At 57.8% G+C, this 12,099-nt stretch carries 12 protein-coding genes; 1 reads left to right on the top strand and 11 read right to left on the bottom strand.

The window, feature by feature from the left end; all coding sequences use genetic code 11:
* Nucleotides 1-11 precede the first annotated feature (11 nt).
* The 6 genes from trpA to ACQZ63_RS21190 all read right to left on the bottom strand — a co-directional run bounded on the left by trpA (nucleotide 12) and on the right by ACQZ63_RS21190 (nucleotide 5,879).
* On the bottom strand, nucleotides 12-851 hold the full coding sequence (gene trpA, locus ACQZ63_RS21215) for a tryptophan synthase subunit alpha (protein WP_112153941.1): 840 nt from the start codon (nucleotides 849-851) through the stop codon (nucleotides 12-14).
* Nucleotides 852-855: 4 nt separating this feature from the next.
* Entirely contained in the window at nucleotides 856-2,076 is a 1,221-nt protein-coding gene (gene trpB, locus ACQZ63_RS21210; RefSeq protein ID WP_019565940.1) for a tryptophan synthase subunit beta, read from the bottom strand.
* Nucleotide 2,077: 1 nt separating this feature from the next.
* Entirely contained in the window at nucleotides 2,078-2,740 is a 663-nt protein-coding gene (locus ACQZ63_RS21205; protein ID WP_003516340.1) for a phosphoribosylanthranilate isomerase, read from the bottom strand.
* A 102-nt stretch (nucleotides 2,741-2,842) separates the two neighbouring features.
* Complete coding sequence (locus ACQZ63_RS21200; RefSeq protein WP_019565941.1) at nucleotides 2,843-3,610, bottom strand: M48 family metallopeptidase; 768 nt, start codon at nucleotides 3,608-3,610, stop codon at nucleotides 2,843-2,845.
* Between the two features lie 68 nt (nucleotides 3,611-3,678).
* Nucleotides 3,679-4,911, bottom strand: coding sequence for a polyhydroxyalkanoate depolymerase (locus ACQZ63_RS21195; RefSeq protein ID WP_038489221.1), 1,233 nt, complete (start codon nucleotides 4,909-4,911; stop codon nucleotides 3,679-3,681).
* Nucleotides 4,912-5,036: 125 nt separating this feature from the next.
* Entirely contained in the window at nucleotides 5,037-5,879 is an 843-nt protein-coding gene (locus ACQZ63_RS21190) for a fumarylacetoacetate hydrolase family protein (protein WP_038489218.1), read from the bottom strand.
* Nucleotides 5,880-6,006: 127 nt separating this feature from the next.
* Here ACQZ63_RS21190 and ACQZ63_RS21185 point away from each other — a divergent pair, with 127 nt between their 5' ends.
* On the top strand, nucleotides 6,007-6,609 hold the full coding sequence (locus tag ACQZ63_RS21185) for a nitroreductase family protein (protein WP_013635180.1): 603 nt from the start codon (nucleotides 6,007-6,009) through the stop codon (nucleotides 6,607-6,609).
* A gap of 103 nt (nucleotides 6,610-6,712) precedes the next feature.
* Here the strand turns inward: ACQZ63_RS21185 and gyrB are convergent, their stop codons facing one another.
* The 5 genes from gyrB to ACQZ63_RS21160 form a co-directional block, all read right to left on the bottom strand.
* Complete coding sequence (gyrB, locus tag ACQZ63_RS21180; protein WP_003516345.1) at nucleotides 6,713-9,148, bottom strand: DNA topoisomerase (ATP-hydrolyzing) subunit B; 2,436 nt, start codon at nucleotides 9,146-9,148, stop codon at nucleotides 6,713-6,715.
* A 155-nt stretch (nucleotides 9,149-9,303) separates the two neighbouring features.
* Nucleotides 9,304-9,669 carry a helix-turn-helix domain-containing protein gene (locus ACQZ63_RS21175; RefSeq protein WP_003516346.1) on the bottom strand — a complete coding sequence of 122 codons (366 nt, stop codon included), beginning with the start codon at nucleotides 9,667-9,669 and terminating at the stop codon, nucleotides 9,304-9,306.
* Complete coding sequence (locus ACQZ63_RS21170) at nucleotides 9,666-10,235, bottom strand: Smr/MutS family protein (protein WP_003516347.1); 570 nt, start codon at nucleotides 10,233-10,235, stop codon at nucleotides 9,666-9,668. Before ACQZ63_RS21170 ends, ACQZ63_RS21175 begins: the two co-directional genes overlap by 4 nt.
* A complete protein-coding gene (gene mltA / locus ACQZ63_RS21165; RefSeq protein ID WP_113556078.1) occupies nucleotides 10,232-11,344 on the bottom strand; it encodes a murein transglycosylase A in 1,113 nt (370 codons plus the stop codon). Before mltA ends, ACQZ63_RS21170 begins: the two co-directional genes overlap by 4 nt.
* Entirely contained in the window at nucleotides 11,341-12,039 is a 699-nt protein-coding gene (locus ACQZ63_RS21160; protein ID WP_003516349.1) for a Tim44/TimA family putative adaptor protein, read from the bottom strand. Before ACQZ63_RS21160 ends, mltA begins: the two co-directional genes overlap by 4 nt.
* Nucleotides 12,040-12,099 lie beyond the last annotated feature (60 nt).

Below are 12,099 nucleotides of genomic sequence, written 5' to 3'. Positions count from 1 at the left end.
GGGCCGCGCACTTATTCCGCAGCGGCAAGGCGCGACGCACGCACGCCCGTTGAAAGTCCTTTTACCAGCGTCGTGACGGATGGCACGGTATCGGCGGTTGCCTGCCCGTCCTTCGTCAGACTGCCGGCAATCTGGTTGACGATGGCCGAACCGACCACCACGCCATCCGCCACGGCACCGATCGCTTTGGCATGATCGGCCGTCTTGACACCAAAACCGACGCAAACCGGCAGTTCCGTATGCGCCTTGATACGACCGACCGCGCCAGAGATCAACGAGGGATCGGGCAGTGCGGAACCGGTAATACCGTTCATCGATACGTAATAAACGAAACCTGAGGTGTTTTTAAGAACGGTCGGCAGGCGCTTGCCATCTGTCGTCGGGGTGGCGAGACGGATGAAATTCACGCCGCGCGCCAAGGCGGGCACGCAGAGCTCATCATCCATTTCAGGCGGCAGATCGACAACGATCAGACCATCGACGCCAGCCGCCAACGCATCGTCAAGAAATTTGTCGACGCCGTAGATGTAGATCGGATTGTAATATCCCATCATCACGATCGGGGTCGCGTCGTCGTCCTTGCGGAACTCGCGGGCGAGATCGAGCGTGGTTTTCAGCGTCTGGCCGCCTTTCAGCGCGCGCTGTCCTGCCAGCTGGATCGCCGGGCCATCCGCCATCGGGTCGGAAAACGGCATACCGAGCTCGATAACGTCGGCGCCTGCTTCCGGCAGGGCCTTCATGATGCCGAGCGAGGTTTCGAAATCCGGGTCGCCGCCCATGAAATAGGTAATCAGAGCCGGGCGGTTTTCAGCGCGCAGATCGGCAAAGCGCTTGTCCATACGTGCAGTCATGGTCTTACATTTCCATTCCGAGGAACTTGCTGACGGTGTGGACATCCTTGTCCCCACGACCCGAAAGATTCATCAGGATGATCTCATCCTTGCCCATCTTCGGTGCGCGCTTGATGACTTCCGCCAGCGCGTGGCTTGGCTCCAGAGCGGGAATGATGCCTTCGAGGCGCGTCAGCATCTGGAAGGCGTCCAGCGCCTCATGGTCCATGATCGGTACATATTCCACGCGGCCGATATCGTTCAGCCAGGAATGCTCAGGGCCGATGCCGGGATAATCGAGACCTGCGGAGATGGAATGGCCTTCCTTGATCTGGCCATCCGCGTCCTGAAGCAGGTAGGTGCGGTTTCCGTGCAGAACGCCCGGCGAACCGGCCGTGATCGAAGCGCAATGCTCCTCGCCCGAAAGACCCCTGCCGCCAGCCTCGACGCCGACGATACGGACACTCTTGTCATCAAGGAAAGGATGGAAGATGCCGATGGCATTCGAGCCACCGCCGACAGCCGCAATGACCATATCCGGAAGACGGCCCTCCGCCTCCAGCATCTGTGCCTTTGCTTCCTCACCGATGACGGCCTGGAAATCGCGAACCATTTCCGGATAGGGATGCGGGCCGGCAGCTGTGCCGATCAGGTAATAGGTGTCGTCGACATTGGTGACCCAGTCGCGCAGCGCCTCGTTCATGGCATCTTTCAGAGTGCCGTGGCCAGCCGTTACCGGCTTTACCTCAGCGCCCAGAAGCTTCATGCGGAAAACATTCGGCGCCTGACGGGCAACATCCGTCGCGCCCATATAAACGACGCAGGGCAGGCCGAAGCGTGCGGCGACGGTCGCCGAGGCAACGCCGTGCTGGCCGGCACCGGTTTCGGCAATGATACGGGTCTTGCCCATGCGCTTGGCAAGCAGGATCTGGCCAAGGCAATTGTTGATCTTGTGCGAGCCGGTGTGATTCAGCTCTTCGCGCTTGAAATAGATCTTGGCGCCGCCCAGTTCGGCCGTCAGGCGTTCCGCGAAATAAAGCGGGCTGGGGCGGCCAGTGTAATGAGCGCCGAGATATTTGAGTTCTGCCTGAAATTCGGGATCGGTCTTTGCCTTCTCCCACTCCGCCTGCAAATCCAGAATAAGCGGCATCAGCGTTTCGGCAACGAAGCGGCCTCCGTAAATGCCAAAACGGCCGTCCTCATCGGGACCGGCGCGGAAAGAATTGGGTGTTGGCGCGTCGTTCACTTCAAGCTCCCTTTGGGCCTTTCGACCAATCATTCACCACATCGAAGAATGCATCAATCATCGCAAGATCTTTGACGCCCGGCGCGCTCTCCACACCGGACGACAAATCCAGTCCGCCAGCTCCGGTTTCGGCCAGAGCCTCCGCGACATTGTCCTTGTTCAATCCCCCGGAAAGCATGTAATCGATACTTCCGTCAAGAGAGCGCAGGATGGTCCAGTCGAAGGTTACTCCGTTGCCGCCCGGCAAATCGGAACCCGCAGGCGCCTTGGCATCCAGCAGGAAACGGTCGGCTATACCTATATAGGGATCAATCTTGGCAAGATCAGCGGCGTCGCGAACGGAAAGCGCCTTCATTACCGGAAGTCCGTAGAGTGCTTTGATGTTCAGCACCCTCTCCGGGCTTTCACTGCCGTGCAATTGCAGAATATCCGGTCTCAGCAGATCGACGATCTCGTCCAGATCATCATTGTCGGCATTGACGGTAACGGCGACAACCTTTGCGGCGCCACGGGCGGCTTCCGCCAGCCTGCCGGCGATATCGGGCTCGATGTTGCGGGGGCTCTTTTCAAAGAAAATAAAGCCGACATGGGAGGCGCCGCGCCTGACGGCACGCTCCAGCGCTTCCGGTGTCTTCAATCCGCAAATCTTGATATCCGGTTTCATACCCGCGACCTGACACGAAATGCGACAAGAGTCGAGCCAAATCGCACCCGTTTTCCATGGAATGTTTCACGTGAATCCAGATGGCGATGCACGCCTCCACTTTCAATCAAAATCGATGGCGTGGAGTTTAGAGCCGTGACGTTTCAGCCATTCCTTGGCTTCCTGCGTATGCGGGCAGAGTTTTTCGCACAGAGCCCAGAATTTCGGGCCGTGGTTCATTTCCCGCAGATGCGCGACCTCGTGGGCTGCGAGATAATCGATGACCTTTTCCGGAGCCATGACGATACGCCACGAGAAACTCAGATTTCCATCATGGGAACACGAACCCCAGCGGCTGCGGGTGTCCTTCATGCTGATGGATCGCACGGGCTTTCCGGCCGCGCTCGCGTGAACCGCAACAAGCCTCTCCAGATCAGCCTTCGCTTCCTTTTTCAAAAAAATGGCCACCCGTCTGCGCAGGTGTTCGGGCGCTCCGCTGACTTTCAATACCGTCGTGCCGTCCTCGTCTTTGGAGATATGAGTCAGGCCACGCAGGCTGCCAGTGTGATGGATGCGATGGGATACGCCGCGAATATCAACCGACGCACCATGACGCAAACCGTCATCTGGGCTGATTTTCGAAAGCTTGCCTTCAATCCAGCCCTGATGCCTTTCGAGAAAATCATCCACCTGGCCATGGTGAAGCCCCATCGGGATCGTCAGCTTCAGAGCCCGGCCGCCGGGTTCGATGCGCAAGGTGATGCGCGTGGCGCGCGGATTTTCCTTCACCGTAATGGGCACATGACGGCCAGCCACCTCGACGGTGCGCTGGCTGGGCGCTACCTTTTTCGGCGCCGGCGACTTCACGGATTTTCTGAGGAACGAAAACATGGACTGTTCATAGCCGATTCGACACCGGCTTGGCCACGCAAATGCGCGGCATCGCCTGGCTTCCAGCGCTAGACAGTCTGGTTCTTGCGGATGAATTCCACCATGCGCGGCACAATCTCCTTGCGGAAACGCGACCCGTTGAAAACGCCGTAGTGACCGACGTCGGGCTGCATGTAGTGCCCACGCTTTTCATCGGGGATGTTCCGGCAAAGATCGTGTGCGGCTTTGGTCTGGCCGACACCGGAAATATCGTCGTTTTCGCCTTCCACGGTGAACAGCGCGACGTTACGAATGGCAGCGGGATCGACCGCCCTGCCCCGATGCTGCATGTTTCCCTTGGGAAGCGCGTGTTCGATGAAGACGGTTTCCACCGTCTGCAGGTAGAACTCCGCCGTCAAATCCATCACGGCCAGATATTCATCGTAAAAATCGCGATGCTTCTCAGCGGAATCGCCGTCGTTCTTGACGAGGTTAAGGTAGAAATCCTTGTGTGCCGTCATGTGCTTGTCGAGGTTCATGGACATGAAGCCGGATAATTGCAGGAAGCCGGGATAGACATTCCGGCCAAAAGCCGGCTGCGGCCACGGTACCTGCATGACGACGTTGTCGCGGAACCATTCGATTGGCTTGGCCGTGGCCAGACCGTTGACGGCTGTGGGATTGATGCGCGTATCGATCGGACCGCCCATCAGCGTCATGGATGCAGGCGCGAAACCGTCACCATCGGCTTCCATCAGGGACACTGCGGCCAGAACCGGAACCGAGGGCTGACAAACAGCGACCACATGGGCGCCGGGCCCGATCTCGCGCAGCATATCGATGACGTAGCTGATGTAATCGTCGAGATCGAATGTCCCTTCGGTGACTGGCACCATGCGGGCATCGATCCAATCGGTGATATAGATATCCGCCGATGGCAGCAGCGCCTCGACCGTTCCCCGCAGCAATGTGGCGTAGTGGCCTGACATAGGCGCCACCAGCAGCACCTTCGGATCTGGTTTGCGGGCCGCATCGAGTTCTTTTTTGAAATGAACGAGATTACAGAAGGGACGCGACCAAATGATCTCTTCAGTGACGGCAACGGTCCGGTCATCGACGGTGGTAGTCGCCAAACCGAACTCCGGCTTGATGTAACGGCGCGTCAGCCGCTCGAATACCTCAAAGCCTGCATCGAGGCTTCGCCCGAAGGCGGTGCTGGAAAGCGGGTTCAAAGGATTGCTGCATGCCTGGCGCATCATATCGGCACCGGCGCGCAGTGGCGCCATCGCCGCATGGTTCATTTCATAGAGGTGGTAGAACACTGATTACGCCTCCTCGCGGATCAAGCTCTTTTTTTGAGCATAGCAGCTTTTCGCAACTGCACAAAATCGAAGGCGCCGGTGGTTTCCCTCCGGCGCCTCAATTTCAGTTGAACGTTTGTTGATAATCAGATGTCGGCAACGAAGGTCTGTTTCTGGGAACCGAGGCCTTCAATGCCGAGTTCAACGACATCGCCCGTCTTGAGGTAACGCGGGGGCTTCTGGCCCATGCCGACGCCCGGAGGCGTGCCGGTGGAAATGACGTCGCCGGGATGGAGAGACATGAACTGGCTGAGATAGGAAACGACATGCGCGACGCCGTAAACCATGGTCTTGCTGGAGCCGTCCTGCATTGTCTGGCCATTGACCTTCAGCCACATTCCGAGGTTCTGCGGATCGGTGATTTCGTCCTTCGTGACCAGCCAGGGGCCGATCGGACCGAAGGTGTCGCAGGATTTACCCTTGGTCCACTGTCCGGCACGCTCCGTCTGGAACGCCCGCTCAGAAACATCGTGCGAAACGCAATAACCGGCGACGTAGTCGAGAGCATCGGCCTCAGATACATATTTCGCGGTCTTGCCGATGACGACGCCGAGTTCGACTTCCCAGTCGGTCTTCTCAGAACCGCGCGGAATGACAACATCGTCGTTCGGACCGACGATTGCCGAGGTCGCCTTCATGAAAATGACCGGTTCCGGCGGTACGGTCGCACCGGTTTCAGCGGCGTGGTCAGAGAAATTGAGGCCGATGCAGATGAATTTTCCGGTTCCGGCAACACAAGCGCCAATGCGCTCTTCAGAGATTACGGGAAGAGTGCCGAGGTCGATGGCGGCAATCTTCTTCAGGCCTTCCGGAGAAATGGCTTCACCGCCGATGTCTTTGACATGAGCAGACAGATCGCGGACTTTTCCTTCCGCGTCGAGGATCGCAGGTTTTTCCTGGCCAGGCTGGCCAACGCGCATCAATTTCATGGAACTCTCTCCCGGTTGTCAGACAAGGTGATGCATATATGAACGATACATTCATACTTGTCACCCCTTGACTGCTTCGACTTTCGAAAAATACCTTTTCCCTCCCGACAATCAAAAGGACACGCCCGTGACAAACAGCAATTCCCGGCAATCCGAATATCCCGTCGATCCACTCTTCCTCGATCGCTGGTCTCCGCGCGCATTCGATGGAGATGCGATGCCAAACGAGCATTTGCTGACCATTCTCGATGCCGCGCATTGGGCGCCATCGGCATCCAACCAGCAACCGTGGCGGTTTGTCTACGCGCACAAGGATAGCGAGGATTGGCCGCTCTTCGTGGAACTGCTGATGGAAGGAAACCAGCGCTGGGCAAAAAATGCCTCAGTTCTACTCTTCGTCCTTTCCCGCGACCACAATATTTCACGAGAGGGTGAGAAAAAGCCTTCAGCGACCCATTCCTTCGATGCCGGTGCGGCATGGTTTTCACTTGCCATGCAGGCGCATCTGCTCGGTTACCACGCCCATGGCATGGCAGGCATATTTAAAGACCAGATCGTGGAAAAGCTTGATGTTCCGGATGGATATAAGGTGGAGGCCGCAGTTGCCATCGGCACATTGACCGACAAGGCTGTTCTTCCTGACGATCTGGCAGAACGGGAAGTGCCCAGCAAGCGCCTCCCCCTTTCGGACGTAGCTTTCAAGGGGCGGTTCACCGGCAAGGCCGATTGATATCCGACAACACAGATGACAAAAGGCCCGGCGGGAATTGACCGCCGGGCCTTTCGTTAAAGTTTCGTTTCACGTGAATCGTCACGCGAGACGTCCCACAGGATTAAATGTCGAGATTGGCAACGCTGAGCGCATTTTCCTGAATGAAGTCGCGGCGCGGTTCCACCTCATCGCCCATCAGGCGCGAAAACAGACCATCGGCATCCGTGGCATCGTTGACCTTGACCTGCAGCAGCGAACGTACATTGGCGTCGAGTGTGGTTTCCCACAGCTGCTCGGCGTTCATTTCACCGAGACCCTTGTAACGCTGCATGGAAAGACCCTTGCGGCCAGCGGCGAAAATAGCATCCAGAAGCGCACGCGGTCCGGCCAGTTCCATAGTGCCGTCCTTGCGTTGCAGAACCGGCGGAGTGACGTAAATATCGCGCGTGCGAGCCGCGAGCTGATCGATATGACGGGCATCGACCGAACCGATCAGGCCCATATCGAGCGTCGAGATTTCCTTGACACCGCGTACCATGCGCTCGAAGCGCAAGCCGCCATCTTCCAGCACCATGCCGGACCAGCCGCGTTCGGTTTCTTCCGCGATCATGTCCAGACGCCGGGCCACTTCGGCAACGGTTTCCTGGGCACGGGCAGCATCGGCCGAAAGCTCGGGGTTCAGGGCGCCGGCAATGGCGGCCTGTTCCACGATGGAGCGGCTGTAGCGGGAATGCAGACCGTCGATCAGCGTGCGCATGCGCACCGCATCGAGAATGACCTCACGAAGGTCAGCGCCGATGCGTACTTCGCCGGAGCCGAGCGTCAGCGACGTATCCTCGATGCCCATCGAGATCAGATATTCTTCCAGCGCCTTCTCATCCTTGAGGTACTGCACGGATTTGCCGCGCGTCACCTTATAAAGCGGCGGCTGGGCGATATAGAGATGGCCACGCTCGATCAGTTCCGGCATCTGGCGGAAGAAGAAGGTCAACAGCAGGGTACGAATGTGGGCGCCGTCGACGTCAGCATCCGTCATGATGATGATCTTGTGGTAGCGCAGCTTGTCTGCGTTGAATTCGTCCTTGCCGATCGACGTGCCGAGCGCGGTGATCAGCGTGCCGATTTCCTGGCTGGACAGCATCTTGTCGAAACGGGCGCGCTCAACGTTCAGGATCTTACCGCGTAGCGGCAGGATGGCCTGCGTTTCGCGCGAGCGGCCCTGCTTGGCCGAACCGCCTGCGGAGTCACCCTCGACGAGGAAGAGTTCGGATTTCGCCGGATCGCGTTCGGAACAATCGGCGAGCTTGCCGGGCAGAGAGGCGATATCGAGCGCACCCTTGCGGCGCGTCAGTTCGCGCGCCTTGCGGGCGGCTTCACGGGCAATGGCCGCTTCCACCACCTTGCCGACAAGAATCTTGGCGTCGGACGGATGTTCCTCGAGCCAGGTGGACAGGGCCTCGTTGACGAGACTTTCCACGACAGGGCGCACTTCAGACGAAACAAGCTTGTCCTTCGTCTGCGAAGAAAACTTGGGGTCGGGAACCTTGACGGAAAGAATTGCCGTCAGTCCTTCGCGGCAGTCCTCACCCTGCAAGCTGACCTTTTCCCTTTTCATGATGCCGGAAGTCTCGGCATAGGATGTCATCTGACGCGTGAGCGCCGCGCGGAAGCCGGCCATATGGGTGCCGCCGTCGCGCTGCGGAATGTTGTTGGTGAAGCAGAGCACATTTTCATGGTAGCTGTCGTTCCACCAGAGCGCGACCTCAACCGTGATGCCGTCCTTTTCGCCATGAATGGCCACCGGCTTGTCCACCAGCGGTTTCTTGGCCCGGTCGAGATAACGCACGAAGGCTTCAAGACCACCATCGTAGAGCAACTCTTCCTGTTTGATATCAGAATGACGCTTGTCGGTGAGCACGATACGAACACCGGAATTCAAAAACGCCAGTTCGCGCAGGCGATGCTCCAGCGTACCAAAATCATAATCCGTCATGGTGAAGGTGTCGGGGCTCGCCAGGAAGGTGACTTCCGTGCCAGAGCGGCCTTCATATTCGCCAATGACCGAGAGCGGAGCATCGGCAACCCCATGGGTGAAGCCGATTTCGTGCAGCTTGCCATTGCGGCGGATTCTGAGCTTCAGCCAAACCGAGAGCGCATTTACGACCGAAACGCCCACGCCATGCAGACCGCCGGAAACCTTGTAGGAGTTCTGGTCGAATTTTCCACCCGCATGAAGCTGGGTCATGATGACTTCCGCGGCGGAAACGCCTTCGGAAGAATGGATATCAGTCGGAATGCCGCGTCCGTTGTCCGTTACCGTCACCGAACCATCGGCGTTGAGCGTTACCGTCACCAGATCGGCATGACCCGCAAGAGCCTCGTCGATGGCGTTGTCGACCACCTCGTAGACCATGTGATGCAGACCGGAGCCGTCATCGGTATCGCCGATATACATGCCGGGCCGTTTGCGCACAGCATCAAGACCCTTCAGGACCTTGATCGAATCGGCTCCGTATTCAGTGTTGGCGCCGACTTCGCTTGACGATGTTTCGGTCATAAGTACTCTTTCCAAAATTTCCTGGCCAAGTTTTCAGTGAGAAGGCCTGAAGCCCGCGAATCACTCAAATCCGACATACGACTATAGAAATTCTACACTCAATCCCAAAGGCCACATGCCTCAGAACGCTGCATAAAGCAGGGGATAGAGGGGTTTCAATCGCAAGAACGGCTTTTTTGTAGCACCGCTGACAGTTCCTCTATCACACTCAGCGGCAGCTTGCGAATATCCCGCGCCAGCCGATTGGCAAAAGCCGTATATTGCGGCGGCAGACCGACCGTGTCGATCGCCACCTTGGGGTCGGAGGAGCCGGCGAGAAAGAACAATTCCTCCGCCTCATCCCAGATGATGTTGAAATATCCGGCGATGCGCTGGAGGAGATCGAAGCTCGGTTTGCCGCGTTTGCCGTGCTCCAGTGCCGAGAGATAAGCGGGGGAAACGCCGATTGCCGCTGCCATCTCCTTCTGAGTCACGCCCTTGCGCTCACGAAGCAGCCGCACGGCTTCTGCAAAGGGCGTCATGATTTTTCCCCCTTGCGGCGCGCCAAACGGACATAGAGAGCGCCATCGCCGCCGTGATTGGCGGATGCATCCTCATAGGATGAAATCAAGTAACGATATTCCGGTTTGGCGAACCACATGGGCACGGCCCTTTTCAGCGCACCATCGCTGCCGATGGAGCGACCCTTACCGGTGATGACGAGCACGTGCCGGAGGCCCCGTTCGTGCGCCCGCAATAAAAAATCGAGCAGAACCGCATGGGCTTCGCTCTGAAACATGCCATGCAGATCGATACGGCCTTCCAGCGGCAACCGCCCGCGCGTCAACTTGCGCTTAACCGGCTTTTCCATCGGTTGATGAATTTTTGGCTTCTTGTCCGGCGTAAAGGTCGAAACGTCCACCGGCTCCGCGAGCATCCTAGGGAAGACGGCGTTTGCCGTTTGCGGGACGACAGGTTCCGCCGCGGCTTCCTCGATATCGTCGAAAGCCAGCAAATCTTCCAGCCTGCCGGAGATGGGTCTGGCTGTTCTTGCGACCTTACCCCACAGAATGCGTTCTTCCTTGCCAAGCTTTCGACTGCCCTTCATCGCCGATACCTTTTCGCAGCAACATGCGGCAGCAGCATATAGAAATCGGCGTCGTTGCGCACTGTGCCTGCAAGTTCCCCGGCTTCGAAACCCGAGCCGGTGAAAATGTCGCCGCGTGCCGGGCCAACGATGGCCGAGCCGGTATCGAGCGCCAGCATCAACCGCGCGAAGGGCTTGCCATTATCCAGGTGGGTCAATGACGACGCATGGATAAAGAAGGGAAAACCGAAGGTGTGGATGAGCCTGTCCACCGCAAGCGCCCGCGCCGCGACCAGCGGCACCTTGGCGGCGGCGATCGGTCCCATATCCAGACCGGCAACATCAGCCTGCCGGAAAAAAATATAGGAGCGATTATGCCATAGCACCCCATCCACCTCATCCGGATGGTCGGCGAGCCATTTGCGAATTGTCTGCATCGAGATCGTTTTCGGATCCAGTTCCCCACGATCCAGAAGCAACCGACCGATCGGCGAGAACGGATGCCCGGCCTTGGCGGCATAGGTGATGCGTTTCACCTCTCCATCAGGAAACAGAAGACGGGCAGCACCCTGAACGTGGACGAAAAACAGATCGACCTTCGATCTCGCCCAGGCAATCTCAAGCCCCCTGCCCTGCAGATATCCTTCGTCGATCGCGCGGCGATCGGGAAAATAGGAAATGCCGTCCTCGCCCTCTCTGCCAAAAGCATAGGACGGATCAAAACCGCTCGGGCGATTTTCGTCGTCGATATCCACCAGCTCCGGTGGGCGGCGGTAGACCGGATACTTCCAGACATCGTCGCGGACGGACGATACCTCAAGCTCCGGTTCATAAAAGGCAGTTACAAAACCGCGTTTTCCGCCGGGCGGTGAAATTTTGAAAGGTACACAATTCGTCTCGAAAAACCGGCGGGCCTGCTGGGGACTATCCGCTTGTTCCTCATCCGCCAGTTCCAGAAGCGAGGCCAGTTCGCCGGCGGTGAGACCCAACGCGCCGGTCCTGTAGGGTTTTGAATTCCGAAGATGTGACAGGATTGTCCGCATCGCCGGAAACAGCTTACGCGGATCGTCCTCCTGCCATCCCGGCAGATCACCGAAAGAAACTTCTTCGAACGAAAAGGGCGTATTCATTGCTCGGATTCAGTGGCGATCAGCTTCCAGTTGGGATCGCGCGAGCGGACATCACGCGAGAAGGTCCAGATGTCGTCCACTTCCGCAACCGCATCGGGATCGCCGTCCACCAGCTTGCCATCCTTGTCATAGGTGGCCGAAATCAGCTGGCTGACTATTCTGAGCGTGATCTGCTCTTCGGAATCGCGGATACCGGCCTGGGTGATATCGGCCTTCTCTATTCCCACGAAAGTGGACTTGACCACCTCGCCGCGACTTTCCCGCTCGGAAATGGCCGCCTCGAACCCGTCGAAAACTTCCTTCGACAGAAGGTTCTTCAACGTCTTGCGGTCACCATCGGCAAAACCCATGACGATCATCTCATAGGCCATGCGGGCGCCGTTCAGGAATTCCTTGGGGCGGAAGGTCGGGTCCTTGGTCATCAGCTCGCGCAGGGATGTATTCAAGGCAGTATCGACGGGTGCCAGAGCATCCGCCTCGGCAAAGCGGTTTTCGTCCTCCGCCTCAGAGCGTTTGGGCAGGGTCACGACCTTGTTATCGTCCGTGACGGGGCCTTTCGCGACATCGCGCGGCGTGTAAGGGTCGAATGGCGGCTTCTCATTGCCGGTTCGGCGACCAAGAACGCTGCGCAGCTGAAGAAAGATCAGCACCGCTGCAACGAGAAAAAACAATGTGATAAAGTCGCTAAAGCCCATCTTTTACCAAAACCGCCATTTAAATTCAAAAACCTGAACATCATATAGTCTGCATCTTAT

The organism is Agrobacterium sp. CG160-95 (genome assembly GCF_053521725.1).
This window is presented reverse-complemented; position numbering and strand designations above follow the sequence as displayed.

Coding starts and splice junctions, on each gene's coding strand:
- trpA (WP_112153941.1), bottom strand. CDS start 851: ATGACTGCACGTATGGACAAGCGCTTTGCCGATCTGCGCGCTGAAAAC.
- ACQZ63_RS21205 (WP_003516340.1), bottom strand. CDS start 2,740: ATGAAACCGGATATCAAGATTTGCGGATTGAAGACACCGGAAGCGCTG.
- ACQZ63_RS21200 (WP_019565941.1), bottom strand. CDS start 3,610: ATGTTTTCGTTCCTCAGAAAATCCGTGAAGTCGCCGGCGCCGAAAAAG.
- ACQZ63_RS21190 (WP_038489218.1), bottom strand. CDS start 5,879: ATGAAATTGATGCGCGTTGGCCAGCCTGGCCAGGAAAAACCTGCGATC.
- gyrB (WP_003516345.1), bottom strand. CDS start 9,148: ATGACCGAAACATCGTCAAGCGAAGTCGGCGCCAACACTGAATACGGA.
- ACQZ63_RS21175 (WP_003516346.1), bottom strand. CDS start 9,669: ATGACGCCCTTTGCAGAAGCCGTGCGGCTGCTTCGTGAGCGCAAGGGC.
- ACQZ63_RS21170 (WP_003516347.1), bottom strand. CDS start 10,235: ATGAAGGGCAGTCGAAAGCTTGGCAAGGAAGAACGCATTCTGTGGGGT.
- mltA (WP_113556078.1), bottom strand. CDS start 11,344: ATGAATACGCCCTTTTCGTTCGAAGAAGTTTCTTTCGGTGATCTGCCG.
- ACQZ63_RS21160 (WP_003516349.1), bottom strand. CDS start 12,039: ATGGGCTTTAGCGACTTTATCACATTGTTTTTTCTCGTTGCAGCGGTG.